The organism is Bacteroides graminisolvens (assembly GCF_963666085.1).
Taxonomy (GTDB): domain Bacteria; phylum Bacteroidota; class Bacteroidia; order Bacteroidales; family Bacteroidaceae; genus Bacteroides; species Bacteroides graminisolvens.
This window is the reverse complement of record NZ_OY762556.1, coordinates 1,932,433-1,958,992: the sequence shown is the minus strand read 5'-3', so window position 1 is coordinate 1,958,992 and position 26,560 is coordinate 1,932,433. Positions and strand designations below refer to the sequence as shown.

18 protein-coding genes are annotated in these 26,560 nt (G+C 39.8%); 10 read left to right on the top strand and 8 right to left on the bottom strand.

Annotated features, from left to right (window positions below):
* The first annotated feature begins 130 nt into the window (after positions 1 to 130).
* Genes ACKPCE_RS08040 through ACKPCE_RS08030 form a run of 3 tightly spaced genes read left to right on the top strand, consistent with a single transcriptional unit; the run spans position 131 to position 5,406 of the window.
* On the top strand, positions 131 to 3,403 hold the full coding sequence (locus ACKPCE_RS08040; protein WP_319504784.1) for a SusC/RagA family TonB-linked outer membrane protein: 3,273 nt from the start codon (positions 131 to 133) through the stop codon (positions 3,401 to 3,403).
* A gap of 22 nt (positions 3,404 to 3,425) precedes the next feature.
* Positions 3,426 to 4,871: a SusD/RagB family nutrient-binding outer membrane lipoprotein gene (locus ACKPCE_RS08035; RefSeq protein ID WP_319504783.1), complete on the top strand. Its 1,446-nt coding sequence runs from the start codon at positions 3,426 to 3,428 to the stop codon at positions 4,869 to 4,871.
* Between the two features lie 22 nt (positions 4,872 to 4,893).
* The gene (locus ACKPCE_RS08030) at positions 4,894 to 5,406 is read left to right on the top strand and encodes a hypothetical protein (RefSeq protein WP_319504782.1); all 513 of its coding nucleotides are present in this window, start codon (positions 4,894 to 4,896) and stop codon (positions 5,404 to 5,406) included.
* Positions 5,407 to 5,475: 69 nt separating this feature from the next.
* Here ACKPCE_RS08030 and ACKPCE_RS08025 read toward each other — a convergent pair whose 3' ends face one another.
* Positions 5,476 to 8,313 carry a DUF8487 domain-containing protein gene (locus tag ACKPCE_RS08025; RefSeq protein ID WP_319504781.1) on the bottom strand — a complete coding sequence of 946 codons (2,838 nt, stop codon included), beginning with the start codon at positions 8,311 to 8,313 and terminating at the stop codon, positions 5,476 to 5,478.
* Between the two features lie 35 nt (positions 8,314 to 8,348).
* A complete protein-coding gene (locus ACKPCE_RS08020; protein WP_319504780.1) occupies positions 8,349 to 9,221 on the bottom strand; it encodes a gamma-glutamyl-gamma-aminobutyrate hydrolase family protein in 873 nt (290 codons plus the stop codon).
* A gap of 146 nt (positions 9,222 to 9,367) precedes the next feature.
* On the opposite strand from ACKPCE_RS08020, the gene ACKPCE_RS08015 reads away from it, so the two are divergent.
* Entirely contained in the window at positions 9,368 to 9,919 is a 552-nt protein-coding gene (locus ACKPCE_RS08015) for a DNA-3-methyladenine glycosylase I (protein WP_319504779.1), read from the top strand.
* Between the two features lie 381 nt (positions 9,920 to 10,300).
* Here ACKPCE_RS08015 and ACKPCE_RS08010 read toward each other — a convergent pair whose 3' ends face one another.
* Both ACKPCE_RS08010 and ACKPCE_RS08005 read right to left on the bottom strand, forming a co-directional pair.
* Positions 10,301 to 11,047, bottom strand: a complete 747-nt coding sequence (locus tag ACKPCE_RS08010) for a NigD1/NigD2 family lipoprotein (protein WP_024997036.1) — start codon at positions 11,045 to 11,047, stop codon at positions 10,301 to 10,303.
* 151 nt (positions 11,048 to 11,198) lie between these two features.
* Positions 11,199 to 13,505, bottom strand: a complete 2,307-nt coding sequence (locus tag ACKPCE_RS08005) for an LruC domain-containing protein (RefSeq protein ID WP_319504778.1) — start codon at positions 13,503 to 13,505, stop codon at positions 11,199 to 11,201.
* A gap of 323 nt (positions 13,506 to 13,828) precedes the next feature.
* Here ACKPCE_RS08005 and ACKPCE_RS08000 point away from each other — a divergent pair, with 323 nt between their 5' ends.
* Positions 13,829 to 14,200, top strand: coding sequence for an RNA-binding regulator (locus ACKPCE_RS08000; protein ID WP_319504777.1), 372 nt, complete (start codon positions 13,829 to 13,831; stop codon positions 14,198 to 14,200).
* A 314-nt stretch (positions 14,201 to 14,514) separates the two neighbouring features.
* Here ACKPCE_RS08000 and ACKPCE_RS07995 read toward each other — a convergent pair whose 3' ends face one another.
* Genes ACKPCE_RS07995 through ACKPCE_RS07980 form a run of 4 tightly spaced genes read right to left on the bottom strand, consistent with a single transcriptional unit; the run spans position 14,515 to position 18,534 of the window.
* The gene (locus ACKPCE_RS07995) at positions 14,515 to 16,179 is read right to left on the bottom strand and encodes an ArnT family glycosyltransferase (RefSeq protein ID WP_319504776.1); all 1,665 of its coding nucleotides are present in this window, start codon (positions 16,177 to 16,179) and stop codon (positions 14,515 to 14,517) included.
* Positions 16,157 to 17,176: an NAD-dependent epimerase/dehydratase family protein gene (locus ACKPCE_RS07990; RefSeq protein WP_319504775.1), complete on the bottom strand. Its 1,020-nt coding sequence runs from the start codon at positions 17,174 to 17,176 to the stop codon at positions 16,157 to 16,159. Before ACKPCE_RS07990 ends, ACKPCE_RS07995 begins: the two co-directional genes overlap by 23 nt.
* A 1-nt stretch (position 17,177) precedes the next feature.
* The gene (locus ACKPCE_RS07985) at positions 17,178 to 17,798 is read right to left on the bottom strand and encodes a lipid-A-disaccharide synthase N-terminal domain-containing protein (protein WP_024997032.1); all 621 of its coding nucleotides are present in this window, start codon (positions 17,796 to 17,798) and stop codon (positions 17,178 to 17,180) included.
* Positions 17,791 to 18,534: a glycosyltransferase gene (locus ACKPCE_RS07980; protein WP_319504774.1), complete on the bottom strand. Its 744-nt coding sequence runs from the start codon at positions 18,532 to 18,534 to the stop codon at positions 17,791 to 17,793. The genes ACKPCE_RS07985 and ACKPCE_RS07980 overlap by 8 nt, the downstream gene beginning before the upstream one ends.
* 167 nt (positions 18,535 to 18,701) lie before the next feature.
* Here ACKPCE_RS07980 and ACKPCE_RS07975 point away from each other — a divergent pair, with 167 nt between their 5' ends.
* The 5 genes from ACKPCE_RS07975 to ACKPCE_RS07955 all read left to right on the top strand — a co-directional run bounded on the left by ACKPCE_RS07975 (position 18,702) and on the right by ACKPCE_RS07955 (position 26,555).
* A complete protein-coding gene (locus ACKPCE_RS07975; RefSeq protein ID WP_319504773.1) occupies positions 18,702 to 19,916 on the top strand; it encodes a DUF6051 family protein in 1,215 nt (404 codons plus the stop codon).
* Between the two features lie 147 nt (positions 19,917 to 20,063).
* Positions 20,064 to 21,977, top strand: coding sequence for a KUP/HAK/KT family potassium transporter (locus ACKPCE_RS07970; protein ID WP_319504772.1), 1,914 nt, complete (start codon positions 20,064 to 20,066; stop codon positions 21,975 to 21,977).
* An 83-nt stretch (positions 21,978 to 22,060) separates the two neighbouring features.
* Positions 22,061 to 22,654, top strand: coding sequence for an RNA polymerase sigma factor (locus ACKPCE_RS07965; RefSeq protein ID WP_024997029.1), 594 nt, complete (start codon positions 22,061 to 22,063; stop codon positions 22,652 to 22,654).
* Between the two features lie 69 nt (positions 22,655 to 22,723).
* A complete protein-coding gene (locus ACKPCE_RS07960; RefSeq protein WP_319504771.1) occupies positions 22,724 to 23,884 on the top strand; it encodes a FecR family protein in 1,161 nt (386 codons plus the stop codon).
* 31 nt (positions 23,885 to 23,915) lie between these two features.
* Positions 23,916 to 26,555: a TonB-dependent receptor domain-containing protein gene (locus tag ACKPCE_RS07955; protein ID WP_319504770.1), complete on the top strand. Its 2,640-nt coding sequence runs from the start codon at positions 23,916 to 23,918 to the stop codon at positions 26,553 to 26,555.
* Positions 26,556 to 26,560: the final 5 nt, after the last annotated feature.

The following is a 26,560-nucleotide window of genomic DNA, read 5'->3' as shown; positions in this document are numbered from 1 at the left end:
TTTATTTCATGTCTTATACAAATATTAAACCTATTCTTAAAAAGTTTGTAATCTCTCCGTAACTTAAAAACGCTCACTTTGCAGCACGAAAACCCCAAAAATCAAATCTATTAATTCAATAATCAATGAGATGAAAAGAAAACTTTTCTATTTATTGCCACACAGATGGTATATTTTGATTTTGTTGCTATGCGCAAATCAGGTAATAGCACAAACTACTATCAAAGGTAAAGTGACCGATAAAAAAGGAGAAGCGCTGATCGGTGCAACAGTAGCCTTAAAAAACACCGCTATAGGTACAGTAACAGATGTCAATGGAAACTTTGCTCTGAATTCTCCTAAAACGATGACAGAGAAAAGCATTCTTTCGTTTAGTTATATAGGCTACAAGACCAAAGAGATAACTCATAGCGGGAATAAATTTCTCAACATCATGCTGGAGGAAGAATCACAAGTTTTGAACGATGTCGTGGTTACCGCATTAGGCATTAAACGTGAAGAGCGTGGATTGGGATATGCTACTCAAACAGTAGATGGCGATATGGTTTCGGGTACTATGCCTACCAACTGGTCATCGGCCTTAAACGGCAAAGTAGCCGGTCTTAGCGTCGTATCTCCCGGTGGCCCTCTGGGCTCCAGTCGAATTTCCTTGCGTGGTGATGTATCTCTTAACCAAAATGGTAACAATGCATTGGTAGTGGTTGACGGTGTACCGATGAGTAGTCCGATGACCAATCCGGGTGTTGCTTATGGTGCCGGATCCAGTTCTGAATTATCAGTTGACTATGGCAATGGTTTTTCTGATATCAACCCCGAAGATATTGAGAGTGTACAAGTATTAAAAGGTGCAAGTGCTACTGCTCTTTACGGCACACGTGCTGCTAACGGTGTTATCATGGTTACCACCAAAACGGGCAGCAAGGCAAAAAAAGGAATCGGCATAACTTTTAATACCGGTATCAGCATAGATAATGTCATGCAATGGCCCGATTACCAATATGAGTTCGGACAAGGTTTGCCCAGCAACGTAGGCAAAGCCGGAACTGAATATGCCGGACAGCTTTATTATTCATACGGTGCAGCGCCCGACGGCAACAGCAGCACCAGCGGTACAAGTAGTGCATACGGTGCACGTTTCGACGCAAACAAAATGTTTTATCAATACGATCCAGTATTACAAGGCAGAGCAGAAACCGCAACACCTTGGGTAGCATACAAAAACAACCGCAAAGACCTGTTCCAGACGGGTTATACGCTGACTAACTCAGTAGCTATAACCGGTAACACGGATAAAGGTTCTGTGCGTGCTTCTATTACACACACAAAGAATGAATGGATACTTCCTAATACAGGCTTTCAACGTATAGTGGCAAGCATATCCGGACAACAACAGGTATCGCGTTTGTTGCGCATTAACTACAAAGCCAGCTATACAAACAGACAGATTGACAATACGCCGGCACTTGGCTACAACAGCAACTCCATCTCTTATTTTCTTATTTTTCAAAATCCTAACGTAAATCTCGACTGGCTAAGACCTATGTGGCGTACCGGACAAGAGAATGTAAAGCAGTTGCAGCCTTACAGTAGTTTTATCGGCAATCCCTTCGTGATTCTGTATGAATCGGAAAATCCTTCTGAGAAACACAGTGTGGTGTCATCACTTTCGGCAACCTTACAACTCAGTCGTAAATTTGATTTAATGGTTCGTTCGGGTTTACAACTATCGGCAGATCAGCGAGAACAACACCGTCCGGTGAGCGACGTGGTTTATGGAAACGGTTTCTTCAAAAAACAAAACGTATTTGATTATGAGTTAAACAGTGATGCACTGCTAACTTATCACGATAGTTTTGAAAACGGACTTCACATAAATGCCTCTGTAGGAGGTAACCTGATGAAGCAACATTACGACATGTTATCGGCCGAGGTAAAAGGACTTATCACTCCGGGAGTTTATAAACTAGCCAACGGCGCTTCAAGCCCTTTAGTCAAAACCGACATCAATGACAAAGAGCTGAATAGTCTTTACTTTGCAGCCAATTTCGCTTACAAAGACAAACTCTTTTTAGATGTAACGGGACGCAATGACTGGTCGTCTACACTACCCCGCAGCAATCGCTCTTTCTTCTATCCTTCGGTGAGTATGAGTGCACTAGTTAACGAATGGGTAGAGCTACCCCGAATAATTAGTTTGCTTAAGTTAAGAGCTTCCTGGGCACAGGTTGGTAATGACACAGATCCTTATAAAACATCAGCCTACTACGAGACAACCGATTTTGCAGGTACTTCAGTACTCCCAACCACTTTACACAATGCAAACTTCAAACCGGAAATCTCAACGAACTATGAAGCGGGGCTCGACTTCCGCATGTTCAAAAATCGTATAGGGATTGATTTTACTTTCTACTACAACAAGACTAAAAACCAGATTTTGGATGCACCTATGGATCCCACAACCGGCTACTCAAGAGCAACTATCAACTCAGGCAACGTACGTAATAGAGGTTACGAACTTGAGCTAACTGCTACGCCGATAAAAAACAAGAACTTCCAATGGAACAGTACGCTAACTTGGTCTAAAAATGAAAATAAAATTCTGTCATTAGCTGAAGGGTCTGACGAGAATCAGCTGATCAGTAGCATCGGTAGTGTTTCCGTTATAGGTAAAGTAGGTGGTACAACCGGAGATTTGTGGGGATACAAACTAGTTAGAAACGAAAAAGGAGAAGTTATTATCAACGAAAACGGATTACCCGAACAAGCTGATGAGATAGAGTATGTAGGTTGTGCTTACCCTGGCTGGAAAGCGGGTTTTTACAACGAATTCAAATACAAGAATCTAAAGTTGAGTGTACTTATCGACGGACAGCATGGAGGTATCATCTATTCACATTCACATCATAAAATGACAGAGCAAGGAAAGTTGGCTCATACACTGAACGGACGATTACCCGGAACGGAATATTACATGTCGGCCGATGATCCTCGCATTGCCGCAGCCAAATTAACCCCTCTCGACGGAGTATACATGGTTGCACCCGGAGTGGTACGCAATGCCGACGGTTCTTTTAGTCCCAACACAACTGTAACCACTGTAGAGAAGTATAACAAAGAGTATTACCGAATGGCCAACGTAGAAACTAATTCATTCGATGCATCATTTATTAAAATACGCGAAGTTAGGCTGGAATACAGTTTGCCCAAAAACATACTAGGCAAAACGTTCCTTACGCAAGCCACAGTAGGTGTATATGGTAGAAATCTGCTTTGCATAAGCGATTTCCCAATGTTTGATCCCGAAGCAGCTGCCCTCAACGGACGATCCATCACTCCGGGAGTAGAAACGGGATCACTACCGTCAACCCGCTCATTCGGTATTAATATCAGCCTTGGTTTTTAATCATCACTTAATTGAAATAACAATGAAAATAATCAATAAAATAATAGTTGCGTTCGTACTGGCAAGTGCGTTGTTGACTTCATGTACCAACTCATTCGATGAGTTAAATACTGACCCTACCCGTTTGGACGAAGCCAACCCCGGCACCTTTCTCAACCCCATTCTGTATAACATGACCAGCTATAACTGGAAACGATACAACGATTACACGTTTGCACTGATGCAGAGTAAAGTATCGACCAGCAGTACCAATGGATTAGGATGGTATTATGTAGGAGATGCTGCCGGCGACGGCACTTGGAGTACGTATTATAAATGGCTGAATAACATTCGCGAAATGGAGAAAGAAGCGGTTAAGCTGAATGTTGTAAACTATCAGGCCGTATCTATTACCTTACGTAGTTGGATATACCAACTGCTGACTGATGCCTTTGGAAATGTTCCCATGACTGAAGCCTGTCGGGGAGATGAACAACTATTTACTCCCAAATTCGACACTCAAGAAGATATTTACCATACACTGATTGATGATCTTGCCACAGCCAACACTCTGTTTGACACCAAAACCGGATTAAAATACAACACAACTGCCGATATGCTTTATAAAGCCAGCAGTACAGATGCCACCGGCATGCTGAAGTGGAAAAAGTTCTGCAACTCACTCCGTATGCGTATTTTAATGCGCGTAATTGATGTTGACGGGTTTAATGCTGCTGCCGAATTGAAAAAAATGATTGATGACCCTACAACCTACCCGGTATTTACATCGAACGAAGACGCAGCCATGTTGAGTATTACAGGCGTAGCCCCCGAAGAAGCACCGTTAACAAGGCCGCAGGACTTCACGGCATACTTGTCGCTTTCAGAATTCTTCATTAACCACCTGGTTGCCTGGAATGACCCTCGCCTGCCCCTTTTTGCCACCAAAGCCAAAAACGGTGGAGTCAGTTCTTACGTCGGCTTACCCAGCGGATATGCCATTGCCCCATCCATCAATGCATCACAACCCAATCAGGCTATTTGTAAAGCCCCGATGAAATTGGCAATTATGACATACTCTGAAGTAGAGTTTATCAAAGCAGAACTGGCACAAAGAAGTATTATCGACCCAAGTTTGGCTCAAACGGCTTACGAAAATGGTGTAAAAGCATCTGTTGAACAATGGGGAGGAGTGATGCCTGCCAATTACTTTGCCAATGCACAAGCTGCATACAACGGAACATTAGAACGTATTATGGAACAGAAATTTTTTGCTTTATTCTTTGTTGATTACCAGCAATGGTTTGAGCAAAACCGCACCGGACTACCCGTAATGCCACGCGGAGACGGAGTTCCATCGGGTAATGTCATGCCCAAACGACTCTTGTACCCGGCTGTACTGCAACGCACCAATTTAAAAAATTATCAAGAAGCCAAAGCAGTTATGGGAGGAGATGAATTGAGTACCAAACTGATGTGGCAGAAATAAGTTTCACACAAAACATGTCGTTATGAAAAGAATCATTTTATTACTTGTGCATGCACTGATGGCCGTACTGATGACAACAGCCTATGCAAACGAAGGAAACAGTCCGGCCACTCCCGGTAAAACCCCGGCTATCCGGTTCACCTATCAAGTATACGGCGAACTTCCCAAACGAAAGCCGGCTTATGAAGAGCAACACTTTCTGGGCACTGAAATTTCAGAGAAATGGAATACCTTTAACGAAAGCTATACCCATACCTTCAGTAACAGCACAGGGTTCTCGGGCAACACCGTTGAAGTCTCCAAACCATCGGTATACAAAGCCGTACTGAAAGTGAACAAGTATTTTAAAAACGCATTAAAAAAAGGTAGCATAACGAAGGAAGAAGCATGCCAACAAATGAATCATGTACTTGACTGTGCCAATATCATCTGCACGGAAGAGAATACGAGCGATTTTGAACAAGCCGTATCAAACGCCAAAACTCCCGAAGAGATCATTACTCTCTTTCAAAGTGTAGAACTCAAATTTATGTAATACCTTTCATATAAAATCCCGGGGAGACCACAACAAGCTCCCCGGGATTTCATTCATTACTCATCAACATCAAATGTCATAATCAGTAATGTTTCTCACCTCAATAATTTGCTTTTCTTTCTTTTTTGTTTGGAAGAAATTCTTTATCTCGTCAGGGGTTACCTGCCATTGCGGGTTGCATGCATCCGAAACAACATAGTCCATCAAAGCCTGATAAAAAGCCCTACCCTCAGGCTTATCCTGATAGTCGGAAACATTACTTGAGCAAACCACCAATTTGCCTTTCCCTACCCTGAATTCAAACACCAAGCCCAACTTATGATTTCTTTCCACATTGTCAATAACCTGAATAACAGGCAAATAACCCGCCGGAAGAGCATCGAGTATAATGGCACGGCTGTTTCTAATAACTTCCCACCATTGCCAGTTAGTATGAGTATCGGTAGGGAAATGTTTAAAGAGAGCATGTCCGGCATTCACCAAAAGAGACATCGTTCCCGGTGACACTTCTTTATGAGCCCACTCGGATATTCCTTTAAACATAGCATAATTCCAATAATCCGGTGTAACCAATCCACCAACAGAGATACTGTCTGTTTGTTTTTTCTGAGGAAAATACAAGATATTGGCGCCTTCATTCAATTTCTTTAGCACAGTGGCCGATAATTCTTTTACCTGTAACAATTCCGCAGGCTCTTCCACCTTCGTAGCTGGATAAACCCATAAATCATAAGCATTCTTATACGTTCCAACCTGCAAGGTGAGGCGCATCTTTGCTGCTTGAGTAATTTGTTTCAAAGCAACCCTTATCTCTCCGGGAGATTCAACTGCACCCTGCTTAACAGAAATAACCTGCTCACCTTTGGCAACCACTTTGCCTGTAACTGTTTCGAGTTTCCAGCGCAAAGGCAATTCCTTCAAATCAGCCTCATCATAGTTGGCTACTATAAGCCTCGCTTGAAACTCCTCTTCATTGCTCCAGCAATAGGCTTTGAATTCGGCCATAGGAACTACCTTATTGCAGAATCCGGCAAAAGTTTCCTCGCTCATGCCACCCTTATTCTTCCAAAACACATCCATTAAACCCACCAAAGCACTACCTTGTCCCGGATAATCAATGAGATCCAGCAACTGAAAACCTCCCATTCCGGGCGTACGCATGCACATTTCAATGTCTGCCTTGTAGCAAAGAGCAGACCAGGCAGCAGTAGCCCGATGAAACTCAAGCGCCTGTTTCTCCAAATGATTATCAGCTAACCGCCTGCGAAAGACTTCGTAATTATAAGGATAAAGAACACCCGTATATTTATTTATCTCTTTGTAATCCGGATAAACCTGAAACTGTCCGTTCTCATGGCTCACCACGGGTATGGAAGAGTTACTGATTGCTTTTGCGTAATTCCAACGAGTAGACGGATAGGTACCGTTTAGAATTCCCCCTTTCCATGCGTCGGCAAATGAAAAAGAAGAGCGTACATGCGTAGCATAAGTAGAATCCGTATCGCGCCCCACGCGGCAAGTGACAAAGAAATCTTCTCCCGCCTGCTCTCCTGCCGTACCCAAATTATTGTTGGAACCAAACGAATACAGATGACGATTATCCATACTCCGGAAGTGATTTACCAATCGCCTCATCAGGTTGATGTCGCCATTCAGTTCGTTGCCCAATGCCATCATCGTGAACGATGGACTATTGCCGTATTCTTTCAGCAACTGTTCACCCTCGTGCAGCAGGCATTGATTCAATGATGTGTTTTTCGCATCCATGGTTCCCCAGAAAGGCAATTCAGGCTGTAAGTAAACACCCGCAATATCTGCCGCTTTGAAAGCAGCTACGGGCGGAGTCCAGGAATGAAAACGTATGTGATTGATTCCATATCGTTGTGCAATCCGAAATTGTTCCAGCCAATCCGTTACTTCAGTAGATGGATAACCGGTAAGCGGAAACACACACCCGTCATGCTTGCCTCTAAGAAATGTAGTTTTACCGTTAATAGTAAACTGTGTGCCCTTAACGCCAAAACTTTTCATTCCAAAATCGACCAACTGATTGTCGGCCCCTTCATCGGTTAACAGTTCCACGTTCAATTTATACAACGCAGGTGAGAACTCACTCCATAACAACGGCTCCTCACCCATGTTGACAACAAGTTCCGTTTCCGAACGGCCTTTTACCAGCTCCACAGGAAACTCCTGTTTTCTTATAAAGTCTTTACGAGTAGCATTCCATGCATATCCCTCCACGGTAATAACTGCAGATTGTTGTTTGCCCGACACCAATGACACATGCAGCACGGCCCTCTTTTGTTCTACATCGGGCACAACCTGAACCTGTTCAATAAAGTTCTTCTCAGATATTTCCAGTCCCAAACGTCCGATAACTCCATTCCAGTTTGTCTGAGTTGCTTCTGTCCACGCGTGCGAGCCGTGCACTCCCGAAGGCACAGCCTCATCTCTGTTATCTATCCTGATTTTCAATTCATGCTTACCGGGAGTAAGCCATTTCGAGAGATCATATATTTGAGAGGAAAGCAACGTATTACACCTGCCTACACTATCACCATCCACCCAAACAGCTGACGGCTTGGTGCGCTCCATGACCAAACGAATCATTTTATCGCCCAAAGATCCGGGAATATCTACTTCACGTACATACTCCATAACCCCAACATACGGATGGAGGCGTGTTAATCGCGTTGTGGTAAGCGTGTCGGCATTGCGAGGAGGCAAGCCACTCTGATCAACGCTACCCGGCAAATGAATGATTCCCAAGTCAGTGTGCCACGGACCTGCCAACGATACAAATTTACGTTGCTCTTTAAACGATTCTTTCTGAGTTGAACAGCCTGCCAAAAAAGCGATGGAAGCTACAACACCCCATACAGCAATGCATTTTATGTTTTTCATGATGATTAGATTAAATTCAAGGCAAAGATAACAAATTATTTACGTTCTTGTTTTTTATAGGTAGTGGCTCTATGTACCAGATCTTTAAAGATGTTAAGCATCACCGTATCGCCTCCGTTTACCAAACCTTCAGGATGCCACTGTACTGCCAGAATATTCAGTTTCTTCAACGATTCAATTCCCTCAACCACTCCATCATCTGCTTGGGCGGTCACCGTGAATCCGGGCGCAAGGTCTTTAATAGCCTGATGATGGAAAGTGTTAACCATGAAGTTACCCGGACCCAAGATGCGAGCAAGCTCTGAACCGCTCACAACAGATACGTTATGCGTGCCAACTTCGCGAGGAAGAGTCTGACGATGTTGCACTGTTGAGCTGTTTTGTGTAGGCAAGTCCTGATACAACGTTCCGCCAAAAGCCACATTGATAATCTGTTCGCCCCTACAAATACCCAGAATAGGTAATTTCCGGTCTGTAGCCAACTTAATCAATGTCAAGTCATACACGTCTCTAATCGAATCGACCTTCTCGAGTTCCGCAGCAGGTTGTTCTTTATAAAACGAAGGGTTTACATCTTCACCACCTACTAAAACAAGACCGTCGACCTCATTCAGGATGTGACTGATCACCCCCATATTATCCGTAACAGGAATAACGACCGGTGTTCCTCCTGCTTTAATGACAGCGTTGATATACGTTCCGGGCACACTGCTTCCACCCTCTCCGTGCTGATATGCAGACACCCCGATAACCGGGCCTCTGCTTCTACTCAGGTTTGCAGAGCAGGAATCTATTTTCGCATGGAGTTTTTGCAAATCGGTTACCACTCCTATTTGGGCATTAGCCACAAGTGCCACAAGATGAAAGCAAATAAATACTGCAATAAATTTTATCTTTTTTGTTTCCATATCAATCATTGTTATAAGCGTTCTTTGATTCAATTTCCCAAAAATAAGATTTCAAACGCATAAAACAGCAATACTACGTGAAAATTATCTATTTTTACAGCCAAATTATGAGGCATAAGTTGTGCTGAAGATAAAACCATTACCCCATGTCATACTGCACGTACATACCCGAAATGAAGGAACCAAGTCGTTCCTTACATGCTCATTACCACGATGAACAATACGGTTTCCCGTTACACGATGACAACGAGCTTTTCGGGCGACTGCTATTGGAAATCAATCAGGCAGGCTTAAGTTGGGAAACCATTTTAAAGAAAGAAAAGGCTTTCCGAAACGCTTATAGTAACTACAATATTGAAGAAGTAGCTGCTTATACAGAGGCTGACAGAGAACGCTTGCTGAACGATGCAGGCATCATACGAAACCGGCTGAAGATAAATGCAGCCATTGAAAATGCCAAATCCATCCTCATGCTGCAAAAAGAGTATGGCTCGTTTGAAAAATGGTTAGCGTATCACCATCCCAAAAGCAAGGAGGAATGGGTGAAGCTTTTTAAAAAGACTTTCAAGTTTACCGGAGGAGAAATTGTTGGCGAGTTTTTAATGAGTATCGGTTATCTTCAAGGGGCACATGATGCTGATTGCCCTGTCTATCAAAAGATACTCGAGGAAGGTCCCATGTGGTTGCAAGGAAAATAAATCCTCAAAAAACTGTTCCTTGCTACATAAAAAGTATGAAAAAAAGTATCACCAAGTATCACCAACCTTGTAACAAATTGATAATCAGATAATTACGGGTGATACTTGCCTAAAAAAAGCCTCACCAAGTATCACCAAGTATCACCAACTTTTTTGGCAGTAATTCCTTACATATTTGCTGCTATTTATTCTTTCTATACAGGATCTTTAGTTAGCATGCTTCTGCGATTTATTTTGCAGGTTAGCAATTTTCGTCTACACCCGGATGTACACACTTTGTACACCCCCATGTAGGAAACTTGTAGACCCGGATGTACAGCATGTGTACACCCGGGTCTACAAGAAGTTTTGCAACCTGAAAAAGAAATTCTTCAGGTTTCTTTATTCAATGCTAACACCTTCAGCTACATCTTCAACCAACGGAGCTTGAGCTTCCTCTTTATTAAAGTCGAACACATATTCTTTTTCACCACTTTCCGCAGTATTTACTTTTACTTTAATACCACGAATAGAGTTGCTCAGTTCATCGGCTTTTCCCCACTCACCTACGTAGAAAGACACCAAACCACGAGCTACGTAATTCGTCACATCATCTTGATCATTGTAGCGAAGTTCCAAATGCACATATCCATCCGATGGAGATTCTGCCGTAGTGTTTCTAACCAAACTGATGCGATGTTTCTTTTGCGAAGGCATCCTCATCAGGAAATCAACATTCAGATGGCTGGCGCTAAGCCATATCTGCCTCATACGCAAAGGATCATTACCAAAAGTTGCTTCATTCGTTTCAGTGAGTTCCTCCACGCTTTTGGTTAGCACATTATTCAAATAATTAATTTTGGCTACGTAATCATAACTACCATATTGATCGCCCAGAAGAGTAATATTGGCAATCACACGCTGCCCGTCAACCGCTTGGTACTGCGGAACAGCTGTAGCTCCCGGCCAAACAGTCTTATTGTTGTCGAGCACCAGGTAGTAGTTAGCTCCATTGATTACTTTCACCGTGGCCATTTGCACCTGAAAATTGCCGAGCGAATAGCCATCGTCATCATTGTCACACGACTGCAAAACAGGAATTATCAAAATCAATAAAAGTACACCAATAATTGAACTAATCTTTTTCATACATACAATATTTTAAGTTATTTGTATCTATAAAATACAAGACTACAAACAATACTGCATCATTTTAACACTATTTAGAAATGATAAAGCCCTGTTTCAGTGAAAGTTACTCACTTAAAACAGGGCTTATGTATTTTATTGAAAGATTATATTATTGAAAAATCAGTTCGCTGTCATAGTTTGTATACCAATCAGAATATGCAGCGCCACCGGAAGATAGCCATCCCACAAAATTAGGGAAAACAGACTTCATATTTGCGTATTCCAAAGGATAGAACATGTTAGAAGCTACGCAAGTAGCCCAAGCCAGATTATTTTTACTTATATAGTATCTGCCTGCAGAGATAGAACTATCATCATTGTTATTGCCAAAATAAGCTGTAGAAGCTTTATCGGTTGGAGGGTAATTAACAACATGAACTTCTTTTCTTCTACTACTTAAGCCATCTGTTATGATGAAGAAATTGAGTTTGTCATTACCAAAATCTTCTGCTGTCAGAGTGGGTGTACTAAACAAAAGACTGATTGTTATAGGTGAATTGCTCTTATTTGAACTACTACCCTTTACGGTATTTACAAATGCCCGGTCAACTCCACCCATATGTTTATGCGCATCAGCAAAAAGAGGAACAACAGCTTTTTCTTGACCTTCTTCCAAACCGATGCTATTATAAATGAACAAAGGTGTCGGTTTAGCAGTTGTATACTCAACGGCAGATACTGATGATGCCGGCACATTGTCAAACTGAACCGCAGCAGCAATATTCTTAGAAGCTCCAACAGCGACCAATTCTGCCTCAAGCTTAAATTTCTCTACTTTATTGGAGGAGTTTAGATATAAGGTTGTCTTCTTAACACGAATAACCACATCGTTCATATCATAATCTCCATAAAGGGGCCATAAATCTTCAAACATGTAAGTATAGGTCGTATTGTTCACACTTTCTATAGGGAAAGTTGGATTCTCGGGATCTGTTCCCGGATCACCCTCGTTAGCAGTACCCGTACAAACCTCTATTATGACATTTGATTTCCCATAACGAGCCATTTGAGCAGGACTTTGAAGGTAATATGCAGTAAACCAAAGAATATTTGATGGATGTTTATTGACTTCAACTGTTAGATTGCCGTAATAATAAAGACCATATCCGTACATGTTGGGCGATTTCAACAATGATCTATTACCCGTTCCCCCATCATAATAAGTACTTCCCGATTCGTTATCAAGCGTGCGGGTTGCTTCTATCATAGAGCCATTATATAGTTTAACCATACAATTTTTTATCACGATGTCCTTTCCTTTTAAATAGCCTTTATTAAAATTCAAAGACGTATTATATATATAGACATCCAATTTACTCTCAATAAAGCAGTTATTAGTAACCGTACTATTACCTAGCTCGTAAATGCTATTAAATATCATTTTACCATTATTGGTTAATGAGACTCCATTAGCTTGAAGGTAATAGGCTGTAATCTCTCCGGTAGTCATTAAAGATGCATTATAAGGCATATAAAACAGTCCACTCAGAGAAATTGTACCCTCATTTTGCATTAACGATGAACTATTAAAACTAGCATCTTCGGCTACAATGGTTCCCTTCGAGTAAAACAATCCTCCATTGCTAATCTTCAAGTCCTGAGTAGTAGTAACTGTTCCCCAGTTTTTTAATTCATTGCCTGAGTTGGTAAACTCCAGGTTTCTAAAACTCACAGAACCACCCGGCATAATTGTAAGGTAGGAACTATTAACGAAAGCAATATCTCTGGTCGAAATAATTTTGCCCCCATTCATAACAATCACCTCAATTCCATTCTGAAATGTAAAATCAGACGGGATAGTCCACGTGCCCTGTACAAAAAGTTTAGTAATGGTATTATAATTGCCCCAAAAATTAATCGTACGATTATATGTACCTGTCATTTTATAAACCTTATTGCCTTCCAGCGCAGACCAAGCACTAAGACTGCTCACTTCAATGGCTCCACTGGGAATGGTAGTATAATCGGGCATTGCTACGGTGGTTCTTGTTGCTGCAGCACGTGTGGCTGCGGAAACTGTAGAGGATACGCTTGTTTTAAAATCGCAATTCATAGTCTCCTGAACATCATACGACTTCACCACACTCCTGCCCTTAGGGTCTGTTTGCTGAATATACAGAGACGCCGTTTGCTTTGATAGTAGAAGAGATACAACAAAAGGCTGTCCTTTTGTTGCCGTTCCCTTTGCCAAAGAAGCTATTGAATCGTTACTGGCAATAGGATTATTATCAAAAACTTCTATTGTATAAAAATAAGTTCCATCATACTCATCGTCAGCCTCAACACTCAATTTTACAGAGTTTGTGGTTGTCCAGTCAAAACCATCAGGAGCAGAAATTTCCAAAGGGTTCTCTGTTTGATAAGTAGGATCATAAAGATCTCTTTCGCTATCAATACAACCAGCAAAAAATATCAAACAGAAGAAAGTGTTTAATACTAAAGATATTTTCTCAAAAGGCTTCATACATTACTTATGGAAAGTTAATTCGGACAAATTTAGCAACTTTGGATAACATCCACAACTATAATGACAACAAAATAAAAATGCAAAAGTTTGAATCTTTCCTTTGATTTTAAATTCTTATTCATATCTTTGTTGCGCAATGAAATTCTTGCTAAGGTAATTTTCCCCTTTTCAATCATATTCATTATATATTGCAGAGCACTATCTCCTTATACAAAGACCTTCCATTGCAAATTATTATCAATTTTTATACACATTTTAATTATTTATTTTTAATGAACATTTTTATCGCTGGATTAAGCTATAACATTAGCGATTCCGAATTAGGGGAATTATTCACTGAGTATGGAGAAGTTACTTCATCAAAGGTTGTAACAGACAGAGAAACAGGTCGTTCAAAAGGTTACGGCTTTATTGAAATGGCTGACGAAGAAGCAGGAAACAAAGCTATCGAAGAATTAAACGGTGCTGAAGTTGACGGAAAGACTCTTTCTGTATCAGTAGCTCGCCCTAGAACTGAGGCTCCACGTCGCAGTTTTGGCGGTGGTGGCAATCGTGGTGGTGGTTACGGCGGCGGTGGAAACCGTGGTGGCGGCTACAGCGGCGGTGGCAACCGTGGCGGTGGTTACGGTGGCGGCAGATACTAATCTGACATAAAAAAAATCCCGGGTTTACAGATTCTGCAAACCCGGGAAAAACAAACAATTCAAAAGGCATTGCATCACTGCAACATTGTTAAGATCCAGAGCTTTGTGTTTTGTTTTTCTTCTCAATAAACAAACTTAACCAATTATTCTTTTCATAATTAAGGATCTTCTCATTCATCGTTTAGGTTATAGTATTCTTTTAATACTTATATAGTTACAATAACCGTGCCAAACTCCCCTAGAAGAACCAATCCATTCATTATCAGACTATTACAAGTAATACTCTATCTACTGCCAATTGTGGAAAATGTGGATCAAGGTGTGGAATCTGTAGATTTAATACGCAAAACACTAACGTAACGAACTAAATCAAGATTGTACTTCCGACTATTGGTTTTCTGCCAATTATTATCATATCTTCCTATTTCATCTATTTCCCATTTTGATGCATCCAACACTGAATCAACAGGGGTAGCACTAACCAAGACAAAAGGCAGCTTGCTTTCTACAAGATTCATATTTCTTATATTTAGCGGACGAATTACCCGGTCACTTTCATAGACCAATTCAATACGCAGTTCTTCACCTTCAACATAGTAAAAAGGTAAATGCTGAAGAACCGGTATTTTACGAACTTCACTAATACTGTGTCTTTCATTGTTAATAAAAAGTTTACCTGCCGGAATAAAGCAGAGACCTTCCACTACCAGCATGGTACCTATCACACATCCCAAAGCAATTTTATAATTTACACGCCGGTTGTAAATACTCCATGCCAACAACAATACCAATAAAAAACAGCAGAAACATATCATAGCAAAAAGCGAAATTTCGAGTTCCTGTTTCTGCACAAAAAACAGATAAAGGGCTACCGGCAAAGCTAAAATAACCAATAGGATTAAACTCATATTAATTCGAAATAGCCTCTTTTCTCTTGAAAGAATTAATCGGCCGGATAGATAATAGTACAAACATAAGCCCACATTTATGGCACCCGGAATAAGCAATGGTAAGAGGTAACGGGTTTTCTTCTCGGGAATCAGTGAAAGAAGAATCAACGAACCAACAGTCCAGACAATGGAAAACAGATAAATTTTATGAAGGTGTATTTGGCTAAAAAGCTTCCTCCAATAAGGCCAAACAAGTGATGTGACCCAGAAAAGGGCCCAAATTCCAGCTTCAGCCGGGAACTGCCAGTAATAATACCAAGGACGCACGTTGTGATTTAACCAGGAAGACGATTCTTTATTTGCAATGTGTACCCCCCAGTCTCTGTGAAAAATATAAATGTAAACCGGCCACCAAAAACTAACCATCAAACAAACTAAAATCATTGCAATTATAGGCTTCATCTTTCCTTTGAAAGAAGGATGCCAGGTGACCAGATAAGCTATAATAAAAGGTATGAGCAATGCAAAAAAGGAAACAGGACCTTTACTTAAAAAGGAAAGTCCCATGAATAAACCAGTGAACACAAAAAAACGCCACTGAGGTCCTTCATGTGATAGTGCTTTAATGAAAAAAAAGATGGCGCCCAGCATAAAGCTATGACAATAAATATCCCACGTAGCCGTACGCCCCATCATAATAACATTGTAACAAGTAGCCAATATCAAAGCACAAACAAAAGATACAGTAGAGTTCTTACTTAGTTGCCTCGCTACAAGGTAAAGAAAGACAACCATTAGAGTTGCAGCTACACCCGCGGCATACCGTTGGGCAGAAAGGCTGTGGGGCTTTATGTGATTGACACAGGCAGCGATCCAAGTAGGCAAAGGTGGTTTTTCGAGACGAAGTTCTCCATTCATGGTTGGAGCAAGATAATTTTCCAACGCCACCATTTCCTGTGCAGTAGCCAGATTCCGTGACTCCATCAAATCAGCAGGAATGAAGTCATTGTGTACAAAGAAAGAAAAAAAGCATACTAGTAAAAGTAATGCCAGATGCTTTATCTGATCAGAGATCATAATAGGTTTCATACCAAGATATAAATTTACTTAATCCACATGTTAGCGATGTACGAGGCTGATAGCCTGTGAGTTCTCTTAAATGACGTACGTCTGCATAAGTAACAGTCACGTCGCCGGCTTGCATAGGCTGAAAATCAAGTTTGGCTTTCTTTCCCATCACCTCTTCCATTGCATGAATGAAGTCAAGGAGTTTTACAGGATCTGCATGGCCAATGTTTAATATACGGTAATACGGTTTTTCTTCATTTACATCAGGTGGATAATCAAGTACTGAGACTAAGCCTTCTACCACATCATCAACATACGTAAAGTCTCTTAACATATCACCGTGATTAAACACTTTTAGTGGGACTCCTTTTTGAATGGAATCGGCAAAAATCATAGGCGACATATCCGGTCTACCCCACGGACCATATACAGTAAAAAACCGTAGACCCGTGCAGGGCAACTGGTAGAGATGACTGTATGTAAATGCCATTAATTCATCACTGCGTTTGGTCGCAGCATACAAACTAACGGGATAATCAGCCATGTCATCTTCCGAAAACGGATATTTTGAGTTCATTCCGTATACTGAAGAGCTCGAAGCATATACAAAGTGTTTTATGCCCTGTTTTCTACAGTTCTCCAGCAAATTAACAAAGCCCACAATATTTGATTGCACATACGTATAGGGGTCTTCCAGAGAATAGCGTACACCGGCTTGTGCACCCAAATTAATAACAACCTCAAAAGAATGGTTTCTGAATAGTTCATCCATCTGCTCTTTATCAGCCAAGTCTATCTTATAAAAAGAATAATTAGCATAGCTGGAACTTAGAACTTCGTTATGAGAAATAATATTTTCTCGATGAATGCCACATTGTTGCAAACGTGCATATTTCAAATTAACATCATAATAGGAATTGATGTTATCAAGTCCTACTACTTGCCACTTATAATCAAGTAGTTTGCGAACTACATGGAATCCTATAAATCCGGCTGCACCGGTTACCAATACTTTCATCTTACTTATTTTTTCTAAGTATAAACAAATTCCTTATGTATGCAATGAACCCGGCCGACTGCCCCAGAATAAGTACCGGATCGCTACGATAAATACCGTAACTTACTATAATGGCTGAGCCAAGTAAACTGAGCACCCAAAACGTAACCGGGAAAACAGATTCTCCTTTATGGCGAGAATAAAACCATTGATATATGAAACGAAAGGTGAAAATAATCTGTCCCATAGAACCGAAAATTAACAATCCCAACGGAATATTGGCATTACGGAATAATCTCGGCCCGTTTATATCCCATGTCAATAGCAGATATATTATTACTAATACAGGCGTTAACAGCAATACAAGGCGAATGAATGCCGGTAGTTCTTTCCAATGATTTTTAGTGTTTAAATTCCATATATAAATGTAATATGAAATGTATTGACCCAAAATAATAGCAAAATCATCACGTAACCAGCCATAAACAAACAGCAAATAAGACGCCAAAATGCTAATTTGCCAATAACTCGTGGGTGAAACAACCTTTCGCGCTTTCTCGGAAAGAAGCCATTGAACAACCAAACGAGCGGAGAAAAGTGCCTGAGCCAGAAAGCCAATGCCAAAAACAATATAATTATTCATTCAATAGGTCAACATTACTTGAATCAATCGTGTAATTTATGTACCGATGTTTCATCCATCGGAAAGCAAAACAATCTTTAAAAGGACCAACTAATCTATTAAATAGATGATATTTGGATTGACCGGCAGTTCGTTCAAAATGACGAACAGGAATCTGCATTACTTTGCCATTCTGCAACTGCACTAATGCCGGCAAGAAACGATGCATGCCATTAAACAGGGGTATGCGTTTGGCACAATCCGAATGAATTATTTTCAAAGGACAACCCGTGTCTTTAATACCATCGCCTGTCATCATCCGCCTGAATCCGTTGGCCACTCTGGAAGAAAGGTTTTTAATAAACGAATCTTTCCTGCCTGTTCGAATGCCCATGACCATTTCGTAATCGTTCAAATAGGGAAACAGGAGGTTAAAATCTTCCGGCGTTGTCTGCAAATCGGCATCCATATAACCGATGAACTTTGATTCAGCATAATCAATTCCGGCTTTAATCGCTGCACTTAAACCTCTATTTTGCTTAAATGAAAGGTAGAAAAAACCTTCATTGACTGCGCAAACAGCTTTTATCAGCGCTAAGCTTTTATCTATCGAACTATCATTAACAAAAAGGATGCATGTTTTAAGAGGAGAAATATGCTGAAACTTTTTTAGTTCGTTTTCCAATCTAGTTATGTTTCCCTCTTCATTGTATACCGGAATGATAATACAAAATTGATAAGTACCAGTCTTATTCATAAACAATATAAATATTTTAAGGACGTAAAAGTAGGTGCAAATTCTGAATAGAATCTGTATTTAGGTATTTAACACCATTTATCCCGATTTAAATAACAATCTGAAACATTTATATTTATCTTTGGCAATGTTCTAAGCATTGAACAATTATTAAATCAGACGTAACAATGAAATACATCGACCTTCATAACTATCTCAAAAAGATTGTCAACTATGAAAATAAGGAAATTGTAATTGACGAAAAGATTATCGTGCAAAACTACAACTTTGAATCGGCCTATCGATTTCTCCTACCAGGAGGAACCGGCAATCAAGATTCCTATGAGTATTGTACGGCTGCCGATCCTGATTATGAACCGGATATTATACAATCCATGATAAACAAGTGTGATGCGGAAATCATGGAAAACATCAAATTCCGTTATCACTTGTTCCGTCCGAAAGGTGATAACAAGGTAAACCATGTAATTTTGTTATTTCATGGCTTTAATGAGAAATACTGGGCCAAATACTTAACATGGGCTAAAACGTTAGTTGAAGAGACAGGAAAAGCTGTATTGCTATTCCCCATCGCATTTCACATGAACAGAGCACCGCTCAGCTGGAGTGACAGCCGACAAATGTTTGCCATCAGCCAACAAAGAAAAGAAAGGCACCCTGATGTGCTGTGTTCAACGCTTTCGAATGTAGCAATTAGCACCCGCCTGCACAACAAACCTCAACGTTTTATCTGGTCGGGCTTACAAACATACTATGATGTTATTGATTTGGTGGAACAAATCAAAGCAGGACTACATCCGGCCATCGAAAAAGAAGCTTCTATTGATTTCTTTTCATATTCAATAGGTAGCTTTTTGGCTGAAATTCTCATGATGACGAACAAAGATGGGTATTTTTCTGAATCAAAATTGTGCATGTTCTGTGGAGGCGCCGTATTCAACCGTTTGTCACCGGTATCTAAATTTATTTTAGACAGTGAAGCAAACGTAAGCTTGTACTCGTATGTAGTAGAGCATCTGGAAAGTCACATGCGCAGAGACGAATTGCTTCGTCATTATTTAAGTGATGCGCATCCGGAAGGGGTTAATTTCCGCAAAATGTTGAATTACAAATGCTTGACCGAACCGCGTGAAGCCGTCTTTAACCAAATGAGCAAACAAATTCTGGCTATAACACTGGCAAAAGACACTGTTGTACCGGCCTACGAAGTGATTAACACCTTACAAGGAGTAAAGCGAAACATCCCAATTAAAGTAGATATTTTAGACTTTCCATATCCATATAAACACGAGGACCCCTTCCCTGCTCTGGATACGATAGCCGACAGTGTAGACGAACATTTTCACCGAACCTTTAACCGAATATGCGAATTCTTACGATGAAATGAAACAGTTTTGTAACATCCATATCTCTTAAGAGGTATCTTAGAAGTCTTGCAACGTATTTAGCCGTTCAAAACAACTGGGTTTCACTTATTTATCTATTTTTGCGCGATTTTCAATTAAGGTAAAATTAGAGATTATAGTAAAATGAAACAGCAGCACAAAGTGCCCTTTGGTATTATGGGCATATTTATGGCTATCGGTATTGTTTACGGGGACATAGGTACTTCTCCGCTTTATGTGATGAAAGCCATTATCAATGGCCTTCCTTCCGGATTAAAAGCAAACCCTGATTATATCATCGGAGCAATTTCATGTATTATCTGGACGCTGACCCTGCAAACAACTATAAAATATGTAATAGTCACTCTTAGAGCTGATAACAAAGGGGAAGGAGGCATTTTATCACTTTTCGCGCTAATGAGAAAAAAGTATAGATGGGCCTATATCATTGCTATCATCGGTGCTGCGACCTTACTTGCCGACGGGATTATTACTCCGGCCATTACTGTGGTCTCGGCCGTTGAAGGGCTCAACGGATTATTGCCATCATTACCGGTAGTACCTATCGCGTTAATCATCATCGCAGCAATATTCTTGGTACAGCCTTTAGGTACTGCACGTTTAGGTAAACCGTTTGGTCGTATCATGTTTTTATGGTTCAGCATGATTGGCGTATTGGGTTTATTGGCTTTTTTTCATTATCCAATGATTATTAAAGCTTTTAATCCTATTTATGCAGTAAAAGTGCTGATTGAGGTTCCCGATGCGTTCATTATTCTAGGTGCCGTATTCCTTTGTACAACGGGCGCCGAGGCTTTATATTCAGACTTGGGGCATTGTGGTTTGCACAATATCAGGGTATCATGGGTATACGTAAAATCAACTCTGATCTTAAACTATCTGGGGCAAGGAGCATGGATTATCACACATCCCAACCTCGTAACAACAGACGTGAATCCTTTCTTTGAAATTATGCCGGGATGGTTCTCTTTTATAGGAGTCGGGATGGCTACACTTGCAGCTATTATTGCCAGCCAAGCTCTGATAAGTGGGTCATTCACTATCATCAGTGAAGCAATCTCACTTGACTTATGGCCTAATATTAAAATTAAATATCCAACTAACATTAAAGGGCAAATGTTTATTCCTCAAGTAAATTATGCCCTGATGGCTCTTTGTGTGCTAATGGTTGTATGTTTTGGCTCTTCATCGAACATGGAAGCAGCGTACGGTTTATCCATCACAATTACCATGCTGATGACTACGCTGTTATTATTCATATACTTTCAATATAAAAACATCACTCTTTGGATAAGTATACCGCTTACAGCATTCTTTATTACGATAGAAAGTAGTTTTTTCATTGCTAATCTGTTTAAATTCACACATGGAGGATGGGCTACCATATTAATTGCAGGATGTATTTTCGGAATTATGTTCGTATGGTACAACGGACGAAGAATAAAAAACCGCTATTCAAAATACGAACCAATTGCTCCCACTATAGACTGTTTAAAAAATATTTGCGAAGATAAAAGCATTCCAAAATTTGCAACACATTTGGTTTACGTAACACGCGCCAAATATCCCACAGATATGGAAAGCAAAATATCTTATTCGCTTATAAATAAACAACCTAAAAGAGCAGATACATACTGGTTTGTTTATTTGCACCGCAGTGACGAACCTTATGACTTTAAGTATGACGTTAAAGTATTTGTACCGGGCAAGATGTTCAGAATAGATATTCACTCGGGATTCAAACAAGGAGCACACATTGATAAATTTGTTCACCGCATCTGTAAAGAGCTTGAGGAAAAAGGTGAAGTGGACTTGTTAAGCCGTTACCCATCTTTACGGGAACGAAAAATAGAAGGTGATTTTCGTTTTGTAGTGGTTGAACGAATAGCTCGGAATGTAGATTTACCTCCGATGAAAAAGACACTATTACTTCTTTATTATCTAATAAAGAAATGTTCCACATCGGATACTCAGATACTGGATCTGGATCCATCTGTTGTTACACTTGAATATGTGCCTCTTAAGTCCGTACAATAGTATTAAAAAAAGTAAATAACACATAAATGCAATGACGTTATGATATATTTGCAAAAAAATATAACATATACGTCATTCTTTATATGTCTGAAAAGCTTAATCAGTTACCAACCGATGATTTGTTCTTGCTAGATCGTTTCATAAACGGAAATGATGATGCTTTTACAATAATTTATAATCGCTATGTAAATCAGCTCATGGCGTATGGCATGGGATGGGGTTTTGATAAAGAAACTCTGAAAGATGCAATTCAAGACGTTTTCTATAAATTATATTTTAATCGCAAAGCTTTTCAGGGAGTTAGCAACCCTAAATTCTACCTTATCAGAGCACTTAAAAACCGTATTCTCGACATACAGAAATCAAACATGGACACTATAGATTTGACCGGACTGGAATTTTCGGTAAGACCAACTGTACTCGATGAGCTAATAGCCGAAGAAGAGCGGAATAAAATTGAAAAACAGATAGAACTATATCTTAATCTTCTGACCGGAAGACAGCGAGAGGCTGTTTATCTGCGCTTCATTGAAGAAATGGAATATGAAGAAATTGCTATTATACTCGAAATGAGTGCTCCGGCAGTTCGTAAACTAGTATGCAGAGCCATAGCGCGCATTCGTACGGAAGAATTGTCACTGGTGATGCTGCTTTGTATTTCAAGAATGATCAACTAAAAAAACTTTTTCTGCAAAAATGGGAACGTTTTTGAAAGACTGTCGTCTTATATACAAAACCTCTTTTTTATGCAGATATCAAAAGAAAAATATAGTTCATATAAAGCAGTTGATTTTGCTAAAGACATAAATTTCATTGGCTGGAGACTCTCCCCTGATGAAAGCAACAATAAGTTCTGGACAGACTTTCAGAACGAATATCCTGCTTGCAAACCTGAAATAATTCAGGCTATCAGAATATTGCAGTCTACTAAATTAAATCAATGCAGCCTTTCCCTAGAAGAGAAAAAAGAAGAGCTCACGAAATTAAAAGTGCGTATTAGAAATAATAAAAGAAAGGTTATATTACTCCGTACTTCGTATGTTGCAGCCGCTGCATGTTTGATTGGGGCTTTGTTCGTGCTGCAAAATCTATTTATAAAAGACAATCAAATTAACGATACGATAGCACGAGGTTCTAAGGTGATTCAACTGATAACGGATGAAAAAGTATCAATTCTTCCACGAAATGCTCACATTACATATAGAACCGACGGGAGTATTTTAATTAGTGAAAACAACACTAAGTCGCAATCGATTAAAAGCGGACGAAAACGAAACAGACTTATTGTTCCTCGTGGACAGCGTTCCTATTTAAGCATGCCCGACGGGAGTAAAATATGGGTCAACTCCGGAACTGAGATTGAATTTCCCGCGTTGATGGATCATAACAAAAGAGAAGTAAATGTATCAGGAGAAATATACCTGGAAGTAAGTAAAGATCCCAAACGTCCTTTTACTGTAAAGGGAGATAATTTTTCTGTTGAAGTTTTAGGCACAAAATTCAATATATCTTCATATCCTGGTGATATAGTTAAACGAGTAGTGCTATTGGAAGGTAAAGTCAAAGTACAATCAAGCAATGATCAATCACTCATATTGGACCCTAACCAAATGGCCGCAATTACCAAAAACAATCTCACGGTTCATGAGGTAGATGCATACAATTATATAAGCTGGAAAGACGGAGTACTAACATTGAACAGTCAACCACTCAGCGATGTAGTACATTATTTAGAGAGATATTATGGCGTAGAAATAGAAAGTTGTGCCAAAGCCGATAGTATGAAATGTAATGGAAAGCTTATACTAACAGATAGCATAGAAGATGTATTAAACAGCATTGCAATGACTATGCCTGTAAAAATAGTGAAGAAAGACAATAAAATAAAAATATGTTCAACCGATTAAAAAGAGTATTAAATGTACAAACTACAAATTTATGAGACTAACTGATTTATTAGAAAACAATGGGTATTATTTTAGGAAGATGAAATTTTGTAAACTAAAGACTTTTTTACTAACTATTCTGTTCGCTTCTATTTCTACGGGGATACTGGCACAAACTAACAAATTATCAATTCATAAAAAAGAAACTCCCATCATTCAAGTATTGAATGAACTTGAAAAGAAAAGTAACTATGTATTTTTCTTTTCAGATGATGTAAAGACTGAATTGACACGCAGGGTAACTATATCGGCTACAGAGAAGCCTTTAAAGCAAATTCTGGATGAAATTCTGAATCGCACAACACTTACCTATAAAATAAACGACAGGCAAGTGACTATTAATCGCCGAGACGAGAAAATGCCGGCCAAACAAAACAGAGTGGCAAAGAATGTCAGATTTAAAGGTTCTGTTAAGGATGCCGAAAACAGTATGCCACTGATGAATGTAAACATATACATTCCAGAGCTAGGTATCGGTACTTCAACAGACGAAAACGGTTTGTTCTCCATAGTGTTACCAACTGGGAATTATTCTTGTAGGATGTCCTACATCGGCTATGGAACACGCACTGAAAAGATCAACATTCGTCAGGAAACACAACAGGAATTTATGCTCCAGTCGGACACAAAGTTAGATGAAGTAGTCGTGTTAGCCAATAAAAAAGACGAGAATGTGAGTCGCACAAATATGGGCGTTGAAAAGCTGACAATGAATGAAATCAAGCGAATGCCTGCACTAATGGGTGAAGTGGATGTCATTAAAGCCATACAACTATTGCCCGGAGTTCAAGCTACAGCCGAAGGAGGATCAGGGTATAGTGTCAGAGGAGGTTCGGCCGATCAGAACTTAATTGTACTTGATAACGCTACCGTGTACAATGCTTCGCACATGTTTGGATTCTTTTCAGTTTTCAACAATGATGTGGTTGATAATGTAGAGTTATATAAAGGAGACTTACCCATGAAATATGGCGGGCGTCTTTCTTCACTTCTTGATGTGCAATTGAAAGACACTTATACTGACAAATTAAAAGGTAGTGGAGGTATTGGATTAATATCCAGTCGTTTGATGCTGGAGGGTTCTATGGGCGAACGAACAAACTGGATGGTAGGCGGACGTCGCAGCTACGCTGATTTGTTTTTAAAAGCATCATCGGATGAGTCACTGAACAAAAGCGTTATCTACTTTTATGATATTAATGCGAAAATATCTCATCGTTTATCGAATAAAGACAAACTGTCACTCAATCTTTATATGGGTAATGATAAATTTGGAGCTGCTTCAGTTGCTGAATTTTCGTATGGGAACCGGGTAGGATCGCTTACATGGGGACATGTATTCAACGAGAGCCTCATTTCAAAGATTAGTTTAAATGCAAGCAATTACCATTACATGTTACAATCAAAGCTAGACAAAGCTAGTATTAAGTGGGAAGCCGGCATTACAGACTTAATGTTTAGGTGGGATTGGAACCAAACCTTAAACAGAAACTTGAAACTCACCTACGGAGCAACCAGTACGCTACATCATTTTAATCCGGGCTTTATCACTCAGCCTGATTATCCGGACTTTCGAATACCTAAAAACAAGGCTTTGGAGCACGGAGTATATCTTTCTGCTGAGCAGAAATTTACAGATAAATTTACAATAAGATATGGATTACGATGGTCCATTTTTCAAAACCTAGGCAGCGCTACAGTATATAGCTATGATAAAAACTACGAAGTAGCTGATTCAACACAATACGGATCAGGAAAAATATACCATACATATCATGCACTAGAGCCTAGAATTGGAATGGTATACAAACTATCCGAAACCTCTTCTGTGAAAGCTAATTACGCTCGCAATACACAATTTATTCAGTTAGCCAATAATTCTTCCGCAGGTTCACCCTTGGACTTATGGTTTCCTGCCGGTCCCAACATAAAACCTCAAACAGTTGATATGTTATCGGCCGGGTATTTCCGTAATTTCAACGAAAACAATATTGAGACATCTGTAGAGGTATACTACAAGAAGATGAATCATGTAATTGATTTTGCGGATCACGCTCAATTATTACTCAATGATAAATTAGATGGTGAAATTCGTTCGGGTAAAGGAAAAGCATACGGAATTGAGTTTATGGTAAAGAAGAACAACGGACCGTTAACCGGATTTATCAACTATACACTGTCACGTTCTGAAAGAACAATTCCTGAAATTAATGAAGGCAAGACTTATCTTTCTCCGTTTGATAAAACGCACAGCATCAATATTTCAGCGGCATATCAGCTTTCTAAAAAATGGAGCGTATCTGCTGCCTGGATTTACGCAACCGGTAATCCAACCTCTTACCCTACAGGACGCTTTGAGATCAACGGAGAATATTTCCCCATATATTCAGGCAGAAACGAATATAGAAAGAAAGATTATCACCGCCTTGATTTGTCAGTAAACTATGTACCAACTCATAAACCGGGTAAAAAATGGCAAGGAGAATGGAATTTCTCACTGTACAATGCCTACGGACATAAAAATCCATGGATTATTACTTACGACCAAAATACAGCAAGTGGAATCCCTAATGCAGAGATGACTTATTTGTTCAGCATGGTTCCATCCATTACTTATAATTTTAAATTTTAATGACG

Coding starts and splice junctions, on each gene's coding strand:
- ACKPCE_RS08040 (WP_319504784.1), top strand. CDS start 131: ATGAAAAGAAAACTTTTCTATTTATTGCCACACAGATGGTATATTTTG.
- ACKPCE_RS08035 (WP_319504783.1), top strand. CDS start 3,426: ATGAAAATAATCAATAAAATAATAGTTGCGTTCGTACTGGCAAGTGCG.
- ACKPCE_RS08030 (WP_319504782.1), top strand. CDS start 4,894: ATGAAAAGAATCATTTTATTACTTGTGCATGCACTGATGGCCGTACTG.
- ACKPCE_RS08025 (WP_319504781.1), bottom strand. CDS start 8,313: ATGAAAAACATAAAATGCATTGCTGTATGGGGTGTTGTAGCTTCCATC.
- ACKPCE_RS08020 (WP_319504780.1), bottom strand. CDS start 9,221: ATGGAAACAAAAAAGATAAAATTTATTGCAGTATTTATTTGCTTTCAT.
- ACKPCE_RS08015 (WP_319504779.1), top strand. CDS start 9,368: ATGTCATACTGCACGTACATACCCGAAATGAAGGAACCAAGTCGTTCC.
- ACKPCE_RS08010 (WP_024997036.1), bottom strand. CDS start 11,047: ATGAAAAAGATTAGTTCAATTATTGGTGTACTTTTATTGATTTTGATA.
- ACKPCE_RS08000 (WP_319504777.1), top strand. CDS start 13,829: ATGAACATTTTTATCGCTGGATTAAGCTATAACATTAGCGATTCCGAA.
- ACKPCE_RS07995 (WP_319504776.1), bottom strand. CDS start 16,179: ATGAAACCTATTATGATCTCTGATCAGATAAAGCATCTGGCATTACTT.
- ACKPCE_RS07990 (WP_319504775.1), bottom strand. CDS start 17,176: ATGAAAGTATTGGTAACCGGTGCAGCCGGATTTATAGGATTCCATGTA.
- ACKPCE_RS07985 (WP_024997032.1), bottom strand. CDS start 17,798: ATGAATAATTATATTGTTTTTGGCATTGGCTTTCTGGCTCAGGCACTT.
- ACKPCE_RS07980 (WP_319504774.1), bottom strand. CDS start 18,534: ATGAATAAGACTGGTACTTATCAATTTTGTATTATCATTCCGGTATAC.
- ACKPCE_RS07975 (WP_319504773.1), top strand. CDS start 18,702: ATGAAATACATCGACCTTCATAACTATCTCAAAAAGATTGTCAACTAT.
- ACKPCE_RS07970 (WP_319504772.1), top strand. CDS start 20,064: ATGAAACAGCAGCACAAAGTGCCCTTTGGTATTATGGGCATATTTATG.
- ACKPCE_RS07965 (WP_024997029.1), top strand. CDS start 22,061: ATGTCTGAAAAGCTTAATCAGTTACCAACCGATGATTTGTTCTTGCTA.
- ACKPCE_RS07960 (WP_319504771.1), top strand. CDS start 22,724: ATGCAGATATCAAAAGAAAAATATAGTTCATATAAAGCAGTTGATTTT.
- ACKPCE_RS07955 (WP_319504770.1), top strand. CDS start 23,916: ATGAGACTAACTGATTTATTAGAAAACAATGGGTATTATTTTAGGAAG.